Annotated in this window: 16 protein-coding genes; 8 read left to right on the top strand and 8 right to left on the bottom strand. The window is 54.2% G+C overall.

Features of this window, described 5'->3' with window-relative positions:
* Positions 1-76: 76 nt before the first annotated feature.
* Positions 77-1,516 (bottom strand): sulfatase family protein, encoded by a 1,440-nt coding sequence (locus tag FHS27_RS12085; protein WP_184305185.1) that lies wholly within the window; start codon positions 1,514-1,516, stop codon positions 77-79.
* A gap of 202 nt (positions 1,517-1,718) precedes the next feature.
* The gene (locus FHS27_RS12080) at positions 1,719-2,612 is read right to left on the bottom strand and encodes a DMT family transporter (RefSeq protein WP_315854536.1); all 894 of its coding nucleotides are present in this window, start codon (positions 2,610-2,612) and stop codon (positions 1,719-1,721) included.
* Between the two features lie 197 nt (positions 2,613-2,809).
* Between FHS27_RS12080 and FHS27_RS12075 the strand changes: the two genes are divergently transcribed.
* The gene (locus FHS27_RS12075) at positions 2,810-3,784 is read left to right on the top strand and encodes an aldo/keto reductase (protein WP_184305184.1); all 975 of its coding nucleotides are present in this window, start codon (positions 2,810-2,812) and stop codon (positions 3,782-3,784) included.
* Positions 3,785-3,797: 13 nt separating this feature from the next.
* Here FHS27_RS12075 and FHS27_RS12070 read toward each other — a convergent pair whose 3' ends face one another.
* Positions 3,798-4,637: a helix-turn-helix domain-containing protein gene (locus FHS27_RS12070; protein WP_184305183.1), complete on the bottom strand. Its 840-nt coding sequence runs from the start codon at positions 4,635-4,637 to the stop codon at positions 3,798-3,800.
* A 116-nt stretch (positions 4,638-4,753) separates the two neighbouring features.
* Between FHS27_RS12070 and FHS27_RS12065 the strand changes: the two genes are divergently transcribed.
* The 7 genes from FHS27_RS12065 (at position 4,754) to FHS27_RS31075 (ending at position 13,473) form a co-directional block, all read left to right on the top strand.
* Positions 4,754-6,268: an L-fucose/L-arabinose isomerase family protein gene (locus FHS27_RS12065; RefSeq protein ID WP_246419628.1), complete on the top strand. Its 1,515-nt coding sequence runs from the start codon at positions 4,754-4,756 to the stop codon at positions 6,266-6,268.
* Positions 6,269-6,270: 2 nt separating this feature from the next.
* Positions 6,271-7,413 (top strand): PfkB family carbohydrate kinase, encoded by a 1,143-nt coding sequence (locus tag FHS27_RS12060; protein WP_184305182.1) that lies wholly within the window; start codon positions 6,271-6,273, stop codon positions 7,411-7,413.
* 13 nt (positions 7,414-7,426) lie between these two features.
* On the top strand, positions 7,427-8,449 hold the full coding sequence (locus tag FHS27_RS12055) for a hypothetical protein (RefSeq protein ID WP_184305181.1): 1,023 nt from the start codon (positions 7,427-7,429) through the stop codon (positions 8,447-8,449).
* Positions 8,450-8,557: 108 nt separating this feature from the next.
* Positions 8,558-9,550 carry a phosphotransferase family protein gene (locus FHS27_RS12050; protein WP_184305180.1) on the top strand — a complete coding sequence of 331 codons (993 nt, stop codon included), beginning with the start codon at positions 8,558-8,560 and terminating at the stop codon, positions 9,548-9,550.
* Positions 9,547-10,839, top strand: a complete 1,293-nt coding sequence (gene eno / locus FHS27_RS12045) for a phosphopyruvate hydratase (RefSeq protein WP_184305179.1) — start codon at positions 9,547-9,549, stop codon at positions 10,837-10,839. Before FHS27_RS12050 ends, eno begins: the two co-directional genes overlap by 4 nt.
* Before the next feature lie 15 nt (positions 10,840-10,854).
* Positions 10,855-12,540 (top strand): sugar-binding domain-containing protein, encoded by a 1,686-nt coding sequence (locus FHS27_RS31080; RefSeq protein WP_246419625.1) that lies wholly within the window; start codon positions 10,855-10,857, stop codon positions 12,538-12,540.
* Between the two features lie 12 nt (positions 12,541-12,552).
* A complete protein-coding gene (locus FHS27_RS31075) occupies positions 12,553-13,473 on the top strand; it encodes a DUF4982 domain-containing protein (RefSeq protein ID WP_246419622.1) in 921 nt (306 codons plus the stop codon).
* 71 nt (positions 13,474-13,544) lie between these two features.
* Here the strand turns inward: FHS27_RS31075 and FHS27_RS12035 are convergent, their stop codons facing one another.
* From FHS27_RS12035 to FHS27_RS12015, 5 genes are all read right to left on the bottom strand, one after another.
* Complete coding sequence (locus FHS27_RS12035) at positions 13,545-16,079, bottom strand: glycoside hydrolase family 2 TIM barrel-domain containing protein (protein WP_246419619.1); 2,535 nt, start codon at positions 16,077-16,079, stop codon at positions 13,545-13,547.
* 95 nt (positions 16,080-16,174) lie between these two features.
* Positions 16,175-17,494, bottom strand: coding sequence for a family 43 glycosylhydrolase (locus FHS27_RS12030; RefSeq protein ID WP_315854535.1), 1,320 nt, complete (start codon positions 17,492-17,494; stop codon positions 16,175-16,177).
* Between the two features lie 95 nt (positions 17,495-17,589).
* A complete protein-coding gene (locus FHS27_RS12025; protein ID WP_246419613.1) occupies positions 17,590-18,453 on the bottom strand; it encodes a glycosyl hydrolase in 864 nt (287 codons plus the stop codon).
* 68 nt (positions 18,454-18,521) lie between these two features.
* On the bottom strand, positions 18,522-20,756 hold the full coding sequence (locus tag FHS27_RS12020; RefSeq protein ID WP_246419604.1) for a beta-galactosidase: 2,235 nt from the start codon (positions 20,754-20,756) through the stop codon (positions 18,522-18,524).
* Positions 20,757-21,006: 250 nt separating this feature from the next.
* On the bottom strand, positions 21,007-22,110 hold the full coding sequence (locus FHS27_RS12015; protein ID WP_184305177.1) for a sugar kinase: 1,104 nt from the start codon (positions 22,108-22,110) through the stop codon (positions 21,007-21,009).
* Positions 22,111-22,189 lie beyond the last annotated feature (79 nt).

Below are 22,189 nucleotides of genomic sequence, written 5' to 3'. Positions count from 1 at the left end.
CAAAAAATCTGAGAGAACGTTTACTGTCCGAGAGACACCTGTCTGTACATCATGTGAAGACGCGTACAACACGACATCACGGCAGCGAGATCGGACCGGGATCGTTAATTTCCGTGGCCGTTGTGGCGTCACCGGGCATTTCAAGATGCTGAAACGCTTTGCGGTCCAGCTTCGAACCTCCGGGAGCGGCATCCCGGTGCGGGGTCGGGTTGGTGGGGATGGTGTCGCCGGTCGTTTCGGTCCAGCGTGTTAGCAATGCACGAGCTTGATAAAGAACCTGCTCTTGCTCGGGATTTGACGCGAGATTGTTCAACTGGTCGGGGTCGCGTCCAACGTGATAAAGCTCCTCCTCGGGACACGGGTTTTGAAAAACGTTCGCTTGCGGATCCGTCAGTTGCCCGGATTTATGTGCGGCCCAAAGCTCCTCTCCCGCACCGCCGATGCACGCTTCCACGCAAAGGTTTTGCTGGTCAGGAAAATTGTTGCGGATGTAGAGCCAATCGCCGAATCGGACGGACCGCTCGTGATTGCGGTAAACGTGCCAGTTATGTTCGGCGAAGACCATGTCACGAATACTGGCCTTCGGATCCTTCAAGATTTTCGAAAAGCTAACACCCTGAATTCGCGGGGCCTTTTCGACGCCTGCGAATTCAAGAATCGTCGCCGCAACGTCGATGGAACTGATCAGACTCTTTACGACTGCCGGTTCGGATCGCCGCGGATCGTGAACGACAAAAGGCGTTTTAATTCCGCTGTCGTACAATCGGGTTTTGCAGCGTGGAAACGGACGTCCATTGTCTGCCATGACGATGATGAGCGTGTTTTCGAAAATATCCTGGCGTTTGAGTTCGGCGACAACCTCGCCAACAAAATGGTCGTACCGACTGACTTCGTGATAGTAACTCGCGAGATCCTCGCGCGTTTTCGGACCGTCAACAAGGTAAGGCGGGACCAGAACGTCAGCGGGATCATATTTCGGTGCGTCCTCGTTGATCGACCAAGCACGGTGTGCGTCCGTGGAGGCAAACCAGCAGAAGAATGGTTTGTCTTTCGGGCGGTCACGCAGTAGTTCGACCCAATCTTCTTCCTTGCCGGGACCTTTGCCTTTGGAGATTTTGGTGAAGGCGACGTTCGCGTGATTGCCCATGTGATGCTTGCCCGACAAGACGGTGTAATACCCCGCGTTTTTCAACAACTCGGGAAATAGCACAGAGCCTGCGGGCAACTCGGTATGCAATTCCGGTGCGCCGGTGTTGTGAGGGTATCGCCCGGTGATGATGCTGCAACGACTCGGACTGCAACTGCTCGTCGTCAGGTAGGCGTTGTCAAAACGCAGGCCTTGGGCAGCTAACGCGTCGATGTTGGGAGTCTGCACACTCGGGTGTCCGTAACATCCGAGGTCTTCCTGAGAAATGTCGTCGGCGATGAGAAACACGACGTTGCTGGGGGCCGCCGTCGCAGAAACCGCCGCAAGGACGAGGCAACCTAACGCTAAGATCACATACCGATATTTCATGAGGGAAAATTGGTTTGGAGGCATGGGGATTTTTGCACGCATCATAGTCGACGTGTCATGCCAAATGGGAAGACGCACACGGCGGGGCACGCCCGTTTGCAAATGCCGACTCGTCACTTGCGTAAGCCGCCTCAAACGGGGCGGCGACGAACATTGGCTGCTGAGCAACGGTCTGTTGGTTTTGAAATGCCGTTCGCCGAATTCAGGTCAGCGGTTCGGTACCTTGTGGCGAGATCCTCGCCTCGCTCAACCACGGTTGGATCAGAACCGAAGCAAGGATGATCGCGGCGCCAAGGTAAAAACTGAAACTGACGTCACGATGATCGTGGAAGAGCAGCGAACCCAATGCGATTCCGTAGACCGGTTCGAGGTTGTTCGCAAAATTGATCGTGAAGACACTCAGTCGCTCGAGCAGACGCACGTACACGTGATAAGCGTAGATCGTGCAGGCCAGTACCAAGATTATCATCCATCCCCACTGCGAAACCGGGGGAATCCACGGGTTCAGCGTAGGCCCGAGTTCAGATGACCCGAAGCACAAAAGTGCTGCGGCGCAAAACATGGCCGATCCCGCCATTTGATAAGTAACAATGACAATGGGCGGCGCACGATGAAACAGTTGTCCATTGAAGATCGAAAACAAACACGCCAGGACTGCCGCCACAACCGCGACGATCACGCCGGTTTGAAAATGAGCTTGGCTGTAGTAGATAATCCCGACACCGCCTGCAGCAACGACGCCGAGTATCAAGTTCAACGCGTTGAATCGGACTCGCGAAACCATCATTGGTTCCAGAACCGCAGTCCAAAACGAAACCGTCGCCATGCCGATCATGCAGACGGAAACCGATGCAATCTTGACGGCGACAAAGAATAGGATCCAGTGAAGTCCCAACAGGAATCCATTGCCCAACAACATTGCCGCAACCTTCGTGTCGATTTTCAAACGCGATCGTAAAACGGCCACCAAAATTAGTGTGGACAACAGGCTGCGCACGAAAACCAATTGCGTCGGGCTGAGGTCGATCAGGTTTCCGAGGACCGCGGTAAATCCCCACAATAAGATGACGAAATGCAGTTTGATGTAGTCGATCACTGAAACCAACGATGGAAGGCAGATCGGAATCCCGCCTGCGTTCACAAACGACGAAAGCTGTCGCGATGCCTGCGAGATGTTCCAGTTGCGGAGTCTAAGCGAGCAAACTGATTCCGTTAAGATGGTCTCCAAACGGCAAGTCGAGAGTATTACTCTTCAATCCAGGCCACCAGCACTCACAACGAAAGATAAAATCAATGAAGTACCGCACTCTCGGCAACAGCAACGTGGCCGTATCTGAAATCGGATTGGGGTGTTGGCAATTAGGGGCCGACTGGGGGACGGTGGACGAACATGACGCACTTAAAATTCTGGAAAATGCGGGCGAACATGGAGTCAATTTCTTTGATACCGCTGATGTCTACGGGGCAGGACGATCCGAGCATCTGATCGGAAAATTCCTACGGCAGAGTCGTTCCACGGTTTTTGTCGCGACAAAGGTGGGGCGGCAAAACTATCCCGGTCCCTACACGCAACCACTTCTGCGTCAACACATCACGGATTGCACGAAACGATTGGGCGTTGATGAGCTGGACCTCGTTCAGTTGCACTGCGTCCCGACCGATGTCATGGCGGACGGTGAAATTTTTGAATGGCTTCGCGAGTTTCAGCGGCAAGGGGTAATTCGTAATTTTGGAGCGAGTGTCGAGTCGATGGCTGAAGCCGCGCTGGTCGTCAAACAACCGGGGCTCACCTCGCTGCAGGTCATCTTCAATCTATTTCGCCAGAAACCACTGGAGTCGTTGTTCGGGGAATGTCAGAGTCGTGGTGTCGGCGTGATCGTTCGTCTGCCACTGGCGAGCGGAATGTTGGCGGGGAAATTTGATGCCCAAACCCAATTCGCAGAAAACGATCATCGAAATTACAATCGTAATGGCGACGCCTTTAATGTGGGCGAGACGTTCGCGGGCCTGCCGTTTGAGAAGGGGCTCGAACTGGTTGTGCAAATTCGCCCGCTCGTGCCAACACACCTCTCGATGGCACAGTTCGCGCAGCGTTGGATACTGGACCACGAGGCCGTTACCACTGTGATTACCGGAGCCTCTCGTCCGGAGCACGTCGTCGACAATGCATCGGTCTCGGATCTTGACGCGCTCCCTGATTCAATGCACCGCGAACTCGCCTCGATCTACGCGTCATCGATCCACGATCACATTCGTGGCGTTTACTGATGCGTCCAAAACGCTATTTCGATCGGTAGTCACGCGGTGAGATTTCGTAACGAGCCAAAAAGAGTCGGTTGAAATTTGCGAGATTGTTAAAACCGCAACTGAAGGCGATATCCGAAACGGTGCGTTTGCTTTCGAGCAATTCTCGAGCCGCCCGGCTAAGGCGTAATTCGATAACGTATTCCTGGAACGTTCTGCCAAGACGTTTTCGAAAATAGCGACTCAATGATTGAGGATGCAGGCACGCAACTTTCGCGATTTCGGCGAGGCGGATCGTGTCCTGCCAGTGAGCGTCGATGTAACTGAGAATCCGTTCGAGTCGCTTGTCCTGTTCGACATGTTCGGACGTCATAAAATCATGACTGGCCATTTGTTCTCGCTGAGTGTCGGAGCTGAGAACGTCCAATAGCTCGATCAGGCGACTGAGTCGCTGCGGGCCGACGGGGGCTTTGAAAAGGCGTGTCATGACGCGACTGCCTTCTTTGCGAACCGGATCCGAAAATTGCAGGCCGCGTGAGGCGTCTTGAATCAGTTGGCGAATGGAACGGCATTCCGCGAGATTGAAGAAGTCACCTCCCAGGGCGTCGATGCGAAATTGCACCACCCGGGAGTGTGACTTTTTGCACTTCCAATTTTTGTAACGATGCGGCAACAGAGGCCCGAACATGGCGAGATCACCGGGGGTATAGGTATCGAACTGATCCCCGACCAGCCGCTCACCGCTGCTCGCGATGATGTGAGTGATCTCGACTTCGGGATGAAAGTGGTGCGGACAATCGAAGTCCTTGTCGATCCACTCCAAGCACCGAAACGACGCCTGCTCATCGACGGTGACTTTCTCGTAGATCATCTTCATGCGAATTGCTCTGGTAACGCACTGCGGGCATGTTTTTTCGAAAACTGGTGAAGATAGTATAGGTCTTTGTGAGCCAAAGCGTAGAGACGCCGGGGGCGACCTGGGATCCTGATGGGATGAATAACAACTCCACATTTGCGTTGCCGACAAAAGGCATTCTGAACGATGTGCTGTCCGAGATAGTGCGTCCGCCGCGTCCACTCTCGCCGAGCAGGATTTTGATTGTTGCCTGTGGGGTGAAGATCCATTTTCCGTGGGAGAAGGCTTGTCAGCGATACAATGCCGCGTACTCGGCGTTGTGCGAAGCCACGGCAGATCTGCCGGTTGAAATCGTTCGTGCCGAGGAGCCATTTGAGGATCCCGACGCACTCTGTGAGCTGCTCGATGGAGAATTGCGAGAGGGTCTGGCCGGAATCGTGTTCTTCCATGCCGCCTATACCGCGGGCGAAATCGGAAGTCATCTGGGACGGTGGTTGACCGACCATAAAGTCCCGCTGCTTTCGTGGGCGTGGCCGGAGCCGGGCAACCGAGCATCGAATGAAGCGAACAGCCTAACGTGCCAAAATTTCCTGCAGCAAATGTGGACCCAAATGGAGGTGCCCTACGCTTGGTTGCACGAAGAGACCGATGCGTCGTCGCACGGCATGTTGCAATGCTTCGCGCGGGCCGTGTTTGCTCGCGACAAATTTCGACACTCTAAATTTCTGCATGCCGGTGGCTCGCGTGTGACGGCATTTTATGACGGCGAAGTCGATGAACTCGCGGTCATGCGAAACCTGGGGTGTCGTTTCGACCGGATGGATTTGGAAGCCGTCTTTCAGCACGCAAACAAACGTTTCACCGATGCCGATGTTATTCGTCTGAAAGACGCCATGGTCGGGCATCCTGACTGCGCCAAGGTGAGCGTGCCTGACGAGCAGATTTTGCAAACCTATCGATTCGGTTTGGCAATGCTGGATCTCGCGGCGGAGCATGGTTATCTCGGTGCCACGGTGAAGAGTTGGCCTGAACTGTTCGATTGTTATCACTGCGCGATTGATGGTTCGGTGTCGATGATGAACGACTATGGTTTCTGCGTTGCCGAAGAAGGCGAAATGAACGGGTTGCTGTCGTCGATGGCGTTGTGGTTGTTGTCCAACGGTAACGCTGTACCGACGATGATGGATCTATCGCTTTGGAAATTGAAGCAGGATCGACTCGGCATTTGGCATTGTGGTGCGTCTCCAACCCGGTTGCTCAAACCGGGGACTCAATTCGCCGCGACGCGTCACTCAATTTTGGAAAATGGTGACCCTGAGACGGCCGTTGGTTTGATGCTGGAGTTTCTCTTGGCCAACGGGCCAATCACAGTCATGCGGTATCTTGCACCCGATGCGAGTCGTTGGTTCGCGTTCGAGGGAGAGTTCGTTGACACGGAACTGGATTACCGTGGTACCTATGGACTGATGAAGCCGACGGGCGATGCCACGGTCGGACAGATCATGGGGACGATTTTTGACGCCGGCCTCGACCATCACTGGAGCGTCGGGTACGGCCATTGGCACGAGGAACTTCGGATGTTGAATCATTTCTGCGGGTTAACGGAAATTCCACTTCGCCAATCAAACGCTAACTACGGGCTGAGTCGTTAAAAATGCTGAGCCACCATCATCCCGATAAACTCAACGCATTGGCCGATCGGCTTTTGTCAGCGGAGGTGACCACCGATCGGTTGCCGGTGGTGATGGGATTTGATGCGTTCGTCGATGAGTCGATTCGCATTGTTGGACAACGGCACTCGCCGGAGTCATATCAACCGATGCCGACCATTGCGGACTTTGGTTCGTGGGCCAACGCCGCTACGGGACAGAGCGGTTTACGAGAATTCGTATGCGAGCAAGTGACCGCGGGCGGTTGCACGGTCAACATGGGCGACGGCATCGCGACGTTGGGGTTTCCGCTGACTGCATTTTCAGGAGTGGGGGAGCCGCCGCATCCAGTGTTCGCCGACTTTATTGCCAAATGCAAAACCGTTCACTCGCTCGGGATGGACCCTGGACGCGCGATCGTCACTGAATTTGATGACGGCAAATTGATGTTCTGTTCGTTCAGTCATTTCGCCAACTTCACACCTGCGTATCTCCGCGAACAGATCGCCGACGGCGTATTCCGAACCGCGTGCGAGCAGGCGTCGGGGATCGCGCTGACGAGTTGGTCGGTCTACCCCTACATGACGGAGTGTTGGAAATTCCTCGTGGAGGAAGTCCTCGCGGGAATGTCGCATCGCCCTCATTTCTTTTTTGATCTCGCGGATCCCGCGAGCCGGACGGCAGACGCGTTGGTTGAGATGCTCGACGCCTTGATGGGATTTGAATCTATCGGCCGGGTCACGTTGAGCGTCAACGGCAACGAAGCAAACCAGATCGCGAGAGCACTCAAGATCGATGAAGCGGGAAGTGACGCGAAATCCTGGGAACGTCTGGCGAACGAAATCCGGACGCGGGCGGAGATTAGCGAAACCAGCATTCATCTCATCGACTCGGCAACAACGGCAACCACGGAAACGGTCACCACGGTAAGCGGTCCGTACTGCATCAAACCGAAACGCAGTGTCGGCGCGGGAGATCGTTTTAACGCGGGATTCTTCTCGGGGCTGTTGTTAGGGCTCAACCCCGCCGATCGACTGCGACTCGGCAACGCCAGCTCGGGTTACTTCGTACGGCGTGCCGAAAGTGCCTCATGGTCGCAACTTATTCAGTTCCTTCGCGAATGGGCGGCGGACGCAATCGTCTCTTAAGAGGAACGACTTCTTGAAAACGTTAGATCAGAAACTCAATAACCTGCGCAGCAATCGGGACGCGACGGACTTCATCATCGCGGATGCGAAGGATGCGGACATGGCGTGGGGGATCGCCTCTCCGGGGATGCCCTATCCACCGCGGAGTGAATCACGGTTCTATTCCATACCGGAGTTCATGGACCAAATGCGTGAGATGGTAGCCAGTGGGTACATCGATATTCTGCTGGCATCCAACTCAGCGATGAGTGTGCTCGCGCACCGTGAACGCTTGTTTGATAACAGCCCCGTCACGCCTGCGATACGTGCCAACGACACCACGGATGTCTGGATCAGTCGTGTGGCGAATTATCGGGACCAGCCGTCACGTCCGTTTCGAACGAGTTTCTTGCACGAAGCTCAGTACGGAAGTTTAACGGCACCAGCAACCGAAAAACCGGTTGTTAACTTGGGGTTGTACTCGATGACGTTCAACAATGATCTCGAGTCCGATATCAACAATTTGATGGCGTTTCGAGAGTTTCGTTACGAAGCGGCTCAGTGTGGGTTCGAGTACTTCCTGGAAGTCTTTGCACCCAACGTGGAAAATTGTGGGATCGCCCCGGAGGCCATTCCTTCGTTTGTGAACGACGCACTCGTTCGCGCTTTGGCGGGCGTCGCACGGGATCACTGGCCCAAGTTCCTAAAGATTCCCTACTTCGGTCCGAAGCCGATGGAGGAATTGGCCGCGTATGACTCGGAGTTGATCGTCGGGATTTTGGGCGGCGGAAGCGGGACGACGTACGATGCATTCAAGCAGCTGTCCGAGGCTCAGAAGTATGGCGCCCGTGTTGCGCTGTATGGTCGCAAAATTAAGGATGCCGAACATCCTCTGACGATGGTTCGCTATCTGCGTGCGATTGTCGATGGCGACATCTCACCCGAAGAAGCCGTGAAGGCCTATCACGGCGATTTGCAAAAACTCGGCATCGCGCCCAAACGCGACTTGGATCGAGATAGCGAACTGACCGCCGCCGAACTCAGCTACGCGCGTTAGGGGGAACGTCATGAGATCAAGCAGGTCGTCTTTCGAATTATCGCAAACAACGTGCATCCACGCACTTTGGATTCCGCCGAACCGGTCTGATCGCAGGCGTGCATCATCATGACGACCCCATTTGAGCAACAGTTGCGAGATCGCGGATTCCTGCAAACCACGACGCCGAGTCTGAAACCGCTCACCGGTGGCGTTTCCAGTGAAATCTATCTTGTTGAAGATGGAGATCGACGATTCGTTGTTAAACGAGCGCTGGCCAAACTGAAGGTACAGCAGGACTGGTTCGCCGATACGTCGCGTAATCGAAGCGAACAAGCCTACATGCGATACGTCGCGAGTTTTCGCCCTGACGCAATGCCCGAAATCTATCAATGCGATGCCGAGGCGGGATTGTTCTCGATGGAGTATCTCGAAGGTTATCGAAATTGGAAAGACGATCTCTTAGCGGGACATTGTGACGTCGACTTAGCGCGCCGAGCTGGCGTTCTGGTTGGTGAAATTCACTCGCGCACCTGGGGAGATTCTCGCATCAAAGCGGACTTTGACACGATTCCCAATTTCGATCAGCTCCGGATTGACCCTTATCTCAGAGGGACCGCGCAGAAGCACGCTGATTTGGCAACGAAAATGCTGGCGGAAGCCGATCGATTGACAAGGAGCCGTCAATGTTTGATTCATGGCGACTACAGTCCCAAGAATATGATGCATCTGGATGGCCGATTGGTTCCGCTGGACTGCGAAGTCGCGTGTTTTGCCGATGCCGCTTTCGATCTCGCGTTTTTGCTGAATCATCTGTTTCTGAAAAGTCTGTTCCACGTCCCGGTCGAACTGCCCATGCCGGAAATGATCTCCGCCGTGCGAGAGGGCTACGGCGACGGTAATCCAGAGCATTACCGCGAGGTCGAAACGCGTGCCGCGACGTTGTTGCCGATGCTCATGCTCGCACGCGTCGATGGGAAAAGTCCGGTGGAATACCTGAACGTCGATCAACAAAGTTTCGTTCGCTCGTTTACTCGCGAGCACATTTTGCGTGACGGCATTCCCTTGAAACAAATCGCAGAGAACTGGTTCCAAACTCTTCAACCATTGATGAATGAATGAAAATTGAAACGATTGACGCCTATCAGATCTATGACTCCCGTGGCAATCCGACCATCGAAGTCGAGGTCACGTTGGCGAGTGGAACGAAAGGTTATGGACTCGTCCCCAGCGGAGCATCGACCGGGCAATTCGAAGCCTTGGAACTTCGCGATGGTGACATGCATTTGTTTCGCGGTAAGTCAGTCTTCCAAGCCGTTGGAAATGTTCGTTCCAAAATCGCAACCGCGTTATGTGGACATGATGTTTTTGATCAATCCGGAATCGATCTCGTCATGATCGAACTCGACGGGACACCGAACAAAGCGTGTTTAGGGGCGAACGCGATTCTAGGTGTGTCGATGGCGGTGGCGAACGCGGCTGCCGCGGAAAAGGGCGTGCCACTCTACGAGTCACTCGGTGGGACCGAAGGGAGTTTGTTGCCGCTTCCTGAAATTCAAATAATCGGAGGCGGAGCTCACGCGAACTGGCGAACCGATGTTCAAGATTTCCTGGTGATTGCGACCGGAGCAAAGAACTATGCCGAGACGCTGGAGATCACCTTCAACGTGTATCACGCGGCGGGCGATATCATGCGTGAGCGAAATAAGTATTACGGTTTGGCTGACGAGGGCGGCTATTGGCCTGAGTTCGAAACCAACGAAGCTGCGTTCGGCGTGTTGACCGAAGCGATGGTGCGCGCGGGCTACACGCCGGGGAAAGAAGCATCGATTTCGCTCGATATCGCGGCCAGTGATCTTTATGACGAAACGACGGGGACTTACCACTTTCGCCTCGAAGATCGTCGATTCACTTCTGAGGAGTTTACGTCGCTGTTAATCGAATGGTGCGAAAAGTATCCGATCATCTCGATCGAGGATCCCGCTGCGGATACCGATTGGGGCGGCTGGGATCGGATCAATCGGGCCGTAGGACATCGTGTCCAGATCGTCGGCGATGATCTGTTTACGACCAACCTCACGCGTATCCGAGAAGGGATCCGTCGCCAAGCCGCCAACAGTGTTTTGATCAAACTGAATCAGATCGGCACAGTGACCGAGACAATCGACGCGATTCGCATGACGCAAGAGGCGGGCTGGTTACCGATCGTTTCGGCACGCAGTGGTGAGACCGAAGACGCCTTTATTTGTCACCTCGCGGTGGCGACCAATGCCGGTCAGTTGAAAGTCGGTTCGTTTGCCCGCAGCGAGCGAATGGTGAAGTGGAACGAGGTTCTACGCATCGAACGACAACTCGGTCGTCGGGCACGTTTCGAGGGCGGCAATCTCTTCACGCAACTGGCACGCGTCTAACAACGAGACAATACGATGAAGACTATCCAAACGCTATTGCTGGTTGTCGTTTCATGTGCAGGCGGTGAATGTGTTGCCGCCGATCGCGTCTTGAAAGATTCGCCACGAACCGTCGTAGATTTCAACTTCGATTGGCAGTTTGGTTTGCAAGAGTCTGCGGACTCGGATGTTCTGCGTCACGATTCCCGCAGCCAACCTGCTCTTGTTGACGACCAACTAGAGATTGATTGGACGCCTGTCACGCTGCCACATGATTGGAGCATTCGCGAGTCCTACCGACAGAAAAACACTGCTGCGAGCACAGGGTTTCTTCCGGGTGGAATCGGTTGGTACCAAAAAGCGTTCTCGTTGCCGGAATCGGATCGAGGCCGATCCCTTCGGATTGAGTTCGATGGGGTGTATTGCAAGTCTGACGTTTGGATCAACGGACACCATCTCGGATTCCGTCCGAGTGGATATAGCAGTTTCTCGTATGACCTCACCCCACACCTGCGTTTTGGCAGCGAACCGAATCGGATCACCGTGAGAGTCGATCACTCTGCCTATGTTGACTCGCGTTGGTACACCGGATCGGGAATCTACCGAAACGTTCGATTGGTCAAGACTTCGCCGGTTCACGTGCCTCAATGGGGAGTGCAGATCACGACCCCGCAGGTCACATCTTCCTTTGCGGACATTCTCGTCACGACGAAGGTTGTTGGAGAGGAGGAGGCTAATGATCCGGCCAGTATCGCCGGCCACGAAAACGACGGCATCAAGGTGGCAACGCGTGTTGTTGATGGGAACGGCGTGATCATGGGGTCAGTGCAAGCCGAAATGAAAGACGGGCTGTACGAGAGCCAACTCAGGGTGCTCAATCCCTCTCGATGGAGCGTTGATTCACCAAACCTGGCAACGTTAATCACGACCATTCGGCAAAACGGCATCGTGGTCGATCGCGTCGAAACGAAATTCGGTATTCGAACGTTCGAGTTTGGTGCGGACAAAGGGTTTTCACTCAACGGAATGCCGATGAAGATTAGAGGCGTCAATCTGCATCATGACGCGGGGGCGTTGGGAGCGGCGGTGCCAAAGTCTGTCTGGGAATATCGCGTCGGGCAATTGAAGTCGATCGGAGTGAATGCGATTCGCATGTCGCACAATCCTCATTCGGTTGAGTTGATGGACGTGTGCGACCAAATGGGAATGTTGGTCATGGATGAATTCTTCGACGAGTGGTATCGGCCCAAGGTCAAGAGTCTTCGCTATATCGGTGACCAAGGTGCGAAAGACCTCAACGAGGCGCGTGGTTACAGCGAGTTTTTTGAACGTTGGGCAGAGCGTGATTTGAAGGACTTGATTCGACGAGACTTCAACCATCCGTCGGTGATCATGTGGAGCATCGGTAACGAAATTGAGTGGACCTTCCCGGCCTATTCGAAAGCGTTCACGATGCTGAATCCGGAATCCCTTGAAAGCAAAACTGTTCCCGTCTTTGATCCATCGATTGTGAAACCGGTTTTCGATCAAGTTTCCGGTGGTGACGATCCACTCGCCAAAATTGCGAAACAGTTGTCAGCGTGGGTGAAGGAAGTCGATACCTCACGTCCGGTAACCTGCGGAAGCGTTCGTCCATCTTTGGCAGCGGTTAGTGGGTATCTCGATGCGGTTGACGTTGCCGGATTCAACTATCGAGCAGAATGCTACGATGCGGCGCATTAAACGTACCCAGAAATGAAAATCATTGGCTCGGAAAATTGGGGAGCATATTCCGAATGGAAGAATGTCTTGGATCGAGACTTCGTCAGTGGCATGTTTGCTTGGACGGGGTTTGCCTATTTAGGTGAAGCTGGGCCATGGCCTCGAAAGGGACTCAACTTATCCTTCTTCGACTACGCCGGGTTCAAAACACCTCGCGGGCACTTCTTTGAATGTTTGTGGAAAGATGAGCCGAAGGTTTACATGGTCACAACACCGTCTGCCGAATCGGAATACTCTTTCTCGCAGGAAGACGGATGGCAGTTTGAGATGCAAATACGAGACCCTCCGTTTTGGGGTGCGTTGAGGAAATGGGAATGGTACCGCGTGAACGAACACTGGGATTACCAAACCAATCAAGACATCGTCGTTCAGGTCTACACGAATTGTGACGAGACAGAGTTGTTCCTCAATAACAAGAGTTTGGGAAAGCAAGCACTTTCAGATTTCCCGGACGATCATGTGATCAAATGGTTGGTTCCATACACGGCGGGTGAGTTGAGCGTCAAAGGATACGCAGAGAATGGCGTCACGCGGGAGTACACTCTCGCCACGAGCGGTGAGTTTGCAGAGATTGAGTTGTCGTCCGACAAAAAAAATCTCAAGGCGGATGGTGATGATGTCGCACACGTTCGTGTGAGATTACTCGACGCGTTTGGAAGACGAATCAACGATCCGGCGATAAAGGTTCAGTTCCAGGTCAACGGTGAGGCCGAACTTCTCGCGGTTGATAACGGGTGGGAGATGAACGTCGATCCTCACTACCAATCAACGGTCCTCACCCACAATGGACAAGCGATGGGATTGATTCGTTCGGGTCGCGAATGCGGAAGGTGCGAGGTGATTGTTTCGGCGGCAGGCATCGTCAGCAAACCGCTGTCTCTCGAGGTGCGGTGAGTCTCTGCGGCAGTGAGTCTCTACCGCGGTGAGATCTGCGGCAGTGAGCGAGAGCCAACCGTCCAACGTGTTTACCGGACGTCGATCGTAATCGGGCGACTTTGGAGGTTGTCTGCGTGAGCACGGATGGTTGCGACGCCGGACTTTCCGGTCGACTGGATCAACAACAGGCAACGTCCCTGGTGAGTGACCACTCGGTTCGATTGATACTGAGTGACGGTCTTGCCTGATCCGTTGTCGACGCCCAGGACCCGTGCGACACCCTCGATCTCAAAGACCACGTCCAACTCCTGGTCTCTAACGGGGATGCCATCTGCATCGACGAGTTGTGCGACCACGTGGGCGACATCGCGATTGTTGGCGACTAACTCGGTTGTGTCGGGCGTCAACGAGACGGACGCGGGCGGACCGGCTGTTTTTATGCGATTGCGGATGACCGCATCGCAGTGAACGGCTCTTGCTTCCAAGACGCCCGGTTCATAAGGGACCAGCCACTTGAAGATGCGGTCGGGGAAGTCCGACAGACTCTTGATGCCGAGCGACCGCCCGTTGAGAAGCACTTCGACGCGATCGGTGTTGGAATAGACTTCCACAACGACGTCATCACCCGGTTTGTAGTTCCAATGATGATTGACCGAATGCCAAACCCATGTGCGTTTGGTCCATGCGTCCGGACTTTCGGTGCCGATGACTCCCGAAATCGCGTCGACGTGATAATCCGTTTGTGGCAACGTTTGGGTTGCGAGGTAAACGTGAGGTTCGTCACCCCACAGCGTCTTCATCATGTGGTAGGACGGCTTTTCGAAACCCGCGGTATCTAAGAGACCACTGAGGACTCCTTTTCGCGGCCAGTCTTCGCGAGCTTCGCCCATGTAGTCGATGCCCGTCCATAGAAACACGCCTGAGATGAACGGTCTCTCTAACACGGCTTTCCACTCATGCCACTGGGCAACGTTCTCGGTTCCCATGATCGGCTTTCCGGGGAAGTGTTCTCTCGAATAGTCGTAGACAACTCTTCGGTAGCTATAACCGACCACATCGAGTGCATCAGTGTAGCCTGTCACATGACTCACCGAAGGCAGGATGCAGTTGGAAGTCACCGGACGAGTCGTGTCCATTTCTCGCGTCCACTGAGCGAGCTTCTCAGCGGTGTCGGCGAGAACATAGGGGCCATCGGGAATGTTTTGGTACCGAGTGCGGACCTCGTCAGGCGTCAAATGCGGAGGTGTCCAAAAGTAATTCCCCGACGCGTCTGCATCGAAATATCCCGACGCTTCTCGGTATTTTGGGTAAGTCCACTCGATCTCGTTTCCGATGCTCCACTGAAAGATCGAAGGATGGTTGCGGTCACGACGCATCGTCGCTTTCAAGTCTCGCTCGGCCCAGTCTTGGAAAAACTCCGCATGGCCACGGGTAATCCGGTCGTCATGTTGTTCGGCCATGTTAAGACGTTTGTCTTTGGGGTTATCCCATTCGTCGTAAAATTCTTCTTGGACGAGAAAGCCCATCCGGTCACAGAGGTCGAGAAATTTCTCCGAAGCCGGGTTGTGGGCGGTTCGAATCGCATTGCAACCGCCTGCCTTCAACTTGGATAAACGGCGTTCCCAAACACCTGTCGGAACTGCGGCTCCGACGAGTCCAGCGTCGTGATGGAGGCACACGCCTTGAATCAGTGTGTGTTCGCCATTGAGATAGAAACCTGATTCCGCGTCAAACTTGATGTCGCGAAACCCGAATGGCGTTTGATAGGAATCGATTACCTCGCCGTCGCTAATGATCGTCGTGTCGGCGACGTACTGCGACGGATCATCGAGATTCCAGAGGCGGGGCGAGGTCACCGAAAGGTCTTGACGGAACGTGTGTGTGGTTTTAGCCGAGATCTCAGCGGACAATTCCTCGTTCGCAACCACGTATCCGGATGAGTCAACGATTTTCGTTAAGAGTTGGAACGTTTTGGGGCGATCGAATGCATTTTGAACTTGGATGTCGATGGCAACTTCGGATGTTCCCGTGGATACCTTCGGCGTCGTTACGAAAGTTCCCCAAATCGGAACATGCAGTTTGTTCGCTCGGATTAGTTTGACGTCGCGATAGATGCCCGAACCGGTGTACCAGCGGCTGTCCGCGTATCGGGAGTGATCGACTTTCACCACAAGGATGTTGTCTTCACCCGGTGCGTTGAGATGGTTAGTGATGTCGTAGAAGAGTGGCGAATAACCGTAAGGATGAAACCCGAGTTTGACACAGTTGAGCCAGATCTCCGCTCGGTTGTAGATCCCATCGAAGTGCACGTAGGTAACGTGATCGTCATCGACGTTGGTTTTAAAGTGTTTTCGGTACCATCCGATTCCGCCTGGCAAATAGGCCGTGCAACCTTCCAGGCGTTGATCGAACGGTAATTCGACGCTCCAGTCATGGGGCAATTGCACATGCCGCCATGCGGTATCGTCAACGTCGACGGAGTGAGCGGGTTGTTCTTGAAGGGAAAAGAGCCAACCGGAATTGAATTCGACCGCGCGTGAGTCACCGCCGTGAACGTTGGAGGCCGTTGTCAACGCCGCGACAACGAACATGAAAAGTCGCAGCGACGGGCGAGGGTGGCTCATGTTCATGCTTTCGAGAAATGCTTGCTTCAGATAGCCAAGGTGAACCGTGTTAGTGTGTCGCCGACTGATTTGCGATACCAATTCAATCGGGCGTGTTAATTCACCTTTTGGTACTTTTGGATGTACATCCAACCTTTGGGGCCCGCGTTCCATTTCAACACGTGACTGAGCCCCCATTCGATCCCGCCATGGGGTGTATTCTCAGGATTGTTCGGACGGAATAAGCCCGCGGCTTCAGGCATATCGATAGCGGAACCCATGATTTCAAAATTGACACCGTCTTCGGCGTACTGAATCGTCTTCGCTTCCGGCCCGTCTTGGTGTTGGAGAATCGCGATTCCGGATCCATATTTCCAGACCATGACTTCATGTCCGGTGTTGGTTATCGGATTGAATTCTGACTTGATGAACGGTCCGGTCGGGTGTTTCGCAATCGCGACTCCCCACTTCACCTGTTTCTTGAGACCGCAGCACGGGTTGCACCACCGCTGGCAATCTTCATTTTCAAAACAGTTGCATTCACCTTTGTAGTAAAGATAAAACTTGTCGCGGTAGTGAATCAGACATGGATCGTGAACCGCGTTGTTATCGAAATACTGCTCGTTCGTGTAGGTCGGTCGTAGGACCGGTTCGTCAACTTTTGCCCATGGGCCGTCCGGTGATTCGGATTTGGCCATCCCGATCACATTGCGATTGTAGATGCCGTCCACGTCACCCGCGGCTTGATAGATGAGGTAGTAGACGCCGTCGTGGACGAAGATCTCGGTTGTGAAAACGGAGCGGTGGTCAAAAGAACCTTCAGGGCCCCGCGAGACCGCTGGCCCTTGTTCATTCCACGTTTCGCCATCCGTTGAAGTTGCGAAATAGAGATCATTCAGGTCCCAGGGAGCGAGTTTGTTTGTGTCATGCGTGAGGCTGTAGGAATACCAGACGTAGTATTTCCCATTTGCAAGGATGACCGCGCTTGGGTCTCGACGTGTGTAGGTTGGGTCGGGAGCCAAATCGCCTTTCAAAAGAGATGATTCGAAACGAATATTCCAATCGGGCTTTTCGGGATTGTCGATCTCGCATCCGTTGGTGAGGTAGCGTTCCTCACGGAGAGTCGCCGCGCTCTTTATGGCTTTACGCAGTTTGATGTCGATGCCGGTCGCCGGAGCAATCCCACGTTTTTCCAAGAACATGTATCCGTCAATTGCGAACCGTAATGTCTTGGATTGGCTATCACCGATGGGAATTGCGAAGGAGCCATCATCGCCCGTGGTTGTTGATTGGTTGTCTTCAGCCACTAAGACGGAAACACCCGAAACGGGATTGCCGGATGCGGAATCCGAGACGAAACCCTCGAAGCTCTGCCCCGTGGCGACTGACGTAAGGAGCAGGCAGAGGGCGGGAAATACGTGGCTTCGTCGGAACACGGGAAGGTTTCCAAAATAAGAGAGGTGCGGAAAGCGTTTGCGCGAAAGTGATTGTCCCGTTCGCGAGTAAGGTGTCGAGGAACCAGGGCGAATGGTTATTCGAGACGCCACGTTCGGATCCAGTCGTAGCTGGTTGTGCGTTCTTCTCGTGATGCCGTGGCGACCAGACCGCCATCTTCGGGGACGGGATTCCAGTCGTAGGTTTCGATGGCCATTTGGTAGTAGGAGGGAACATCCCAATCGACACCGGGCTCGAGTGAGTAAACGTACTTGCCGTCCAGATAGAAACGCAGTTCACGTGGTGATTTCCACCACGCACCGTAGACGTAGTAACGTTCCCAGTTCGGTGTTTCCGTTTGAACGGAGTTTTGAATTTGAATCTTTTCTGGCTGCTCTTCCGTAGGACGGCGGATTGCATTGGAGTGGAAAATCTGATTCCAGTTGCGTCCCCAACCGGCCGTGAGTTCCGAGGTGCGACCGACACATTCCTGAATGTCAAATTCCAATTTCTTGGGGGCGTTGCCCTTGGTCATTAACCAAAACGTCGAGGACATTTCAGTCTTATTGGCCTTCATTCGACATTCGTAGTACCATCCGACTGTGCCGGGGTGGAGCGATCGCACGATGCCGCCGTGGTACTTGAATTCTTTCTCTTTGATCACGACTGGCGATTCCAATACGCCTACCGTGACACGCAGATTGCCTTCTTCGACTGCGACACTTTCGGGTTGGAATAATCCAGGCGGGCGTCCGATCCATCCCCAGTCTTTCGCGGCCGGTTCTTTCGTCCACTTGGTGACGTCCAATTCATCGCCATCGAATTCGTCTGACAGGAGGTCGACCGGTTTCCACACCTTGTCGGATGGACGTGGGTCTTCACCCTCGACAAAAAACGGAAGCGTTTGCGCCATGGTGGTGTTCAGCATGCACGCAAACATCAGGAGTGGGAGGAGTCGCATGAGATTTCCTTCAGGTATGAATTTTCGATAGACATTGCCGGGAACCGGACGGCAGGACGTGAAACGGTTCAGTCGATCGATGATCGCAGCGAGTACATCTCGTTTCCGATCTCTCGTGCCGCAGTAATCGTTTCCTGATACGGCGTGTCACAGTTGTCGACGAAACCGACTTGATAGTTTTCGCCGTCCCCGCGACCGGCGGTGGGTTCGGACGTGTACTGAAACCAATGCGTGCCGACGACACGTGGATTCGTCAACGCGCTGTGTAGAAAGTTTTTGTAGCATTCAGCACGATGTGCTTGGTCTTTCGCAGGGACTTTGGTCGGATGGAAGAGTCCTCGATCGAGGGCGCCGAAATGGAACTCGCCGATGATGATCGGTTTGTCTTCGCCCGCGGGGAGTTTCAAGTCCGCGACGCTGTACCGGTATTGGTTGAAGCTGACGATGTCGCAGAATTTGCTCGCCGCACGCACGGCGACCTCGGAATCCCAAATGAATCGGCATCCCAGGTACAGTTGGTCCGGTGCCGCCTTGGCGAGTTCAGCCTTGATGGTACCGAAATAGGTTTCTGCGAACTTTTTCGAAAACGCGAGTAAGTCGTCCGATGCTTTTTTGACATCGGGGGTTTGGGCTTCTTCGGAAAACGCCTCCCACGTTGCGTGATTGGTTCCCCAGGTCTCGTTCAACGCGTCGATGGTTTTATATTTCGTTTGCAGATCGTTGAGGAAAACTTGTTTTGCAATTTGTTGGGCGGGACATGCGAGAGTCCACAATGCCAATGATTCATTGCCGCCCCAGTAAAGCTCGTTATCGACATAGAAACCGATACACCACGGGTCGCCCAATGATTCCTGACAGGTTTCAATTCCCTCAACGACGGCCGTTCGGAATTGCGGATCGAACACGTCGACGAACGTCGTCCAACGCTTTTCGGCACCTTGCAACGTCGGACAATCTTCGGCGCGAAAGAACGCGACATAAGGAGTCTTGTGTTGTAGGTAAACGTCCGGATCCGACCACGATGCGAGCGTGTTCATGCCCCAGCTCTTGATGCGTTGGTGAGCTGTGTTCGCGAACTCCTCACGCCAACGATCACCGTACTTTCGGTAAAGGTTCGCGGTGTAAAAGTTGTACGTTTCGAATGGGATTCGGCTGGCGTAGAACCCGAATGCCCACGTGCTCGACGAATAGAATTGGCCCAGGGGGGCGTCTTTCGCGGGTAGGTTTCGAAAGTAGTTCTCTCGATGTTCGGTACCGGTCCCGCCGAAACGTATCGAGACCGAATCGATTCCATGTGACCAGAAACGGCATCCCTCAGGATCGATCAACCACCAAACGCCATCGTGCTTTTCCACTCGAAAGAATCGAGAAGGATCACGTTTCGGACCGTTCTTCCAACCGCCGAATTGATTGAAGGATGGAGGACCTTGATTCGCCACGAGATCAGCCTTTTCTAATTCGCGGCTTTGTCGAAGTTCCTCGTCGGAGTGAATCTTTCCGGGCCATTCGCCGTGAATGAATTGACCGTATTCATCAATAAATGGCAGGAACGTGTCTGGATTCAGGACCTCGACTGGTTCTTCGAAACGCACGTTGCCGATCGTGAATTGATGATCGTGGCTTGGCGTGCGAAGGAAGAGAATCACTTCTTTTATTTTCGCCGGATCGATCGACTGTTGTCCCGGCGCCGCGTGCATGCCTTCGAGTTTCAGTGGACTCGAAAATTGCCATGGTGTGTCGGAGAGGTTTGCCGAAACGGTTCGCGATTCGCCCGGTTTGACAAACGTCATGACGGTGACGCTTTTGTTCTGTCCGTCGCCACCGGGATTGTCGACGCGTAGGCCCAGTTCGAAGCCGGTCTCGCCGACGTTTGCTATGTCGAGTGCGATGCGTTGAAACGACGCACCGTTCCAAAATTCGCCTTCGGGCCGCAGCGTGATCCCGGGCCAATCGATGTTGTGTCCCGATTGAAGCAGAAGCTTAGAACCCGATTCGCCATCGACGCGACTCACGTCGATGTCGCGGGCCTCGACTCTGTCCACGGAGGCGTCGTCGGCAAAGTCGAGCAGTGTTAAACGAGAGGGGACGTCATCGGCGTGCGTTGCCTTCGCCAAAAGACTGATCAACAGGAGGGACGCCGCAACGCGAAGCCCCAACGTCGACGCGGCAAGAAGACGATCGAACACGATTCGACCAGCGTTCTTTTTGTGGGTGCCCGCCGATCGGCAGGTTGGACGTTCGACGTTTCGCGTGCCAATGGTTGCCAAACAAGAGTACGCGATCACACGCGGTAAGAGTCTCATGATTTCTCAAAATGGAAAGTTGCGGCACCTTCGATCCGTCGTTTCGCGGGTGAACGAACCGGCGGAAGCTCTCGTCTCGGAGGGCATAGGCCATAACAGAGGCAGCGAGAACCCTCGAGAGCTGTAGATTGTTAACAATCTACTTCGTGGGCGTTCGCTGTCAACAGCCTAGCGGCGTTGGATTTCGCATTCGGAGAAGCTTTGGTGCGATAATGCTCCTGCTGGCGGGCGTCACGCGGTGAAAGCGCGGTTAGCGGACGACTCTCGCGCCGCCGCCCGCCATTACTTTTTCGACCTCTTGGACGGTGGCCATGGTGGTGTCGCCGGGAGTCGTCATTGCAAGTGCACCGTGCGCGGCGCCGTAGTTGACCGCCTTGTCCGGGTCACCTGTTTCGAGGAAGCCGTAGATCAGACCGCTGGCGAAGCTGTCTCCGCCTCCCACGCGGTCGAGAATTTCCAATTTGGGGAACGGCTGCGATTCGTAGAACTCGCCGTCGCACCACACCACAGCGCTCCAGTCATTCAGGGTTGCCGAATGGACCTCTCGGAGCGTCGTTCCGGTGGCCAAGAAGTTGGGGAATTCGTCAACGGCGCGCTCGATCATTTGCTTGAACTTTTCGACATCGATGTTTGCGAGGTTTTCGTCGACGCCTTCGACGTGCAGACCGAGGCAGGCCGTGAAGTCTTCTTCGTTTCCGATCATGACATCAACCGATTTGGCAATCTCTCGATTGACTTCTTGTGCTTTGTCGTGACCGCCGATTCCCTTCCACAGCGAAGGTCGGTAATTCAGATCGTAGCTAACGATGGTTCCATGTTTTCTCGCACATTGGACGGCTTCGATGACGACATCCGGTGTCGTGTCGCTCAGCGCGGCGTAGATGCCGCCAGTGTGAAACCAACGCACCCCGAGTGTTCCGAAAAGGTGTTCCCAATCGATGTCACCGGGTTTGAGTTGGCTCGCCGCGGTTAAGCCACGGTCAGGGCATCCGACGGCACCGCGGATGCCGAAACCTCGTTCCGTAAAATTCAAACCGTTACGGATCGTGCGTCCGAGTCCGTCGTAGGGCATCCATTTAACGAAACTCATATCGACGCCGCCTTGCAAAATCAGGTCTTCGGCGAGGCGTCCGATTTCGTTATCGGCGAACGCGCTGACGAGGGCGGTACGCATCCCAAAGCAGCGTCGCAGTCCGCGTGCGACGTTGTATTCGCCACCGCCTTCCCAGACATTGAATTGCCTCGCGGTGCGAATTCGTGTTTCACCGGGATCGAGTCGGATCATCACCTCCCCTAACGAAACGAGATCAAAGCGGCAGTCGGCAGCGGGTTTGATATTGAGTTTGTTTTTCATGATGGGGGTCAATGTCGATAAAAGATGTGTGTGACGGTTTTCGGTGCTCTCCCTTTTCTCGCGGAGTTCACCGGTTCAA

It is taken from the genome of Aporhodopirellula rubra (assembly GCF_014192335.1).
In the GTDB taxonomy this organism is placed as follows: Bacteria; Planctomycetota; Planctomycetia; order Pirellulales; family Pirellulaceae; genus Rhodopirellula; species Rhodopirellula rubra.
This window is presented reverse-complemented; position numbering and strand designations above follow the sequence as displayed.

Coding starts and splice junctions, on each gene's coding strand:
- FHS27_RS12085 (WP_184305185.1), bottom strand. CDS start 1,516: ATGAAATATCGGTATGTGATCTTAGCGTTAGGTTGCCTCGTCCTTGCG.
- FHS27_RS12075 (WP_184305184.1), top strand. CDS start 2,810: ATGAAGTACCGCACTCTCGGCAACAGCAACGTGGCCGTATCTGAAATC.
- FHS27_RS12070 (WP_184305183.1), bottom strand. CDS start 4,637: ATGAAGATGATCTACGAGAAAGTCACCGTCGATGAGCAGGCGTCGTTT.
- FHS27_RS12065 (WP_246419628.1), top strand. CDS start 4,754: ATGAATAACAACTCCACATTTGCGTTGCCGACAAAAGGCATTCTGAAC.
- FHS27_RS12060 (WP_184305182.1), top strand. CDS start 6,271: ATGCTGAGCCACCATCATCCCGATAAACTCAACGCATTGGCCGATCGG.
- FHS27_RS12050 (WP_184305180.1), top strand. CDS start 8,558: ATGACGACCCCATTTGAGCAACAGTTGCGAGATCGCGGATTCCTGCAA.
- eno (WP_184305179.1), top strand. CDS start 9,547: ATGAAAATTGAAACGATTGACGCCTATCAGATCTATGACTCCCGTGGC.
- FHS27_RS31080 (WP_246419625.1), top strand. CDS start 10,855: ATGAAGACTATCCAAACGCTATTGCTGGTTGTCGTTTCATGTGCAGGC.
- FHS27_RS31075 (WP_246419622.1), top strand. CDS start 12,553: ATGAAAATCATTGGCTCGGAAAATTGGGGAGCATATTCCGAATGGAAG.
- FHS27_RS12035 (WP_246419619.1), bottom strand. CDS start 16,079: ATGAGCCACCCTCGCCCGTCGCTGCGACTTTTCATGTTCGTTGTCGCG.
- FHS27_RS12025 (WP_246419613.1), bottom strand. CDS start 18,453: ATGCGACTCCTCCCACTCCTGATGTTTGCGTGCATGCTGAACACCACC.
- FHS27_RS12020 (WP_246419604.1), bottom strand. CDS start 20,756: ATGAGACTCTTACCGCGTGTGATCGCGTACTCTTGTTTGGCAACCATT.
- FHS27_RS12015 (WP_184305177.1), bottom strand. CDS start 22,110: ATGAAAAACAAACTCAATATCAAACCCGCTGCCGACTGCCGCTTTGAT.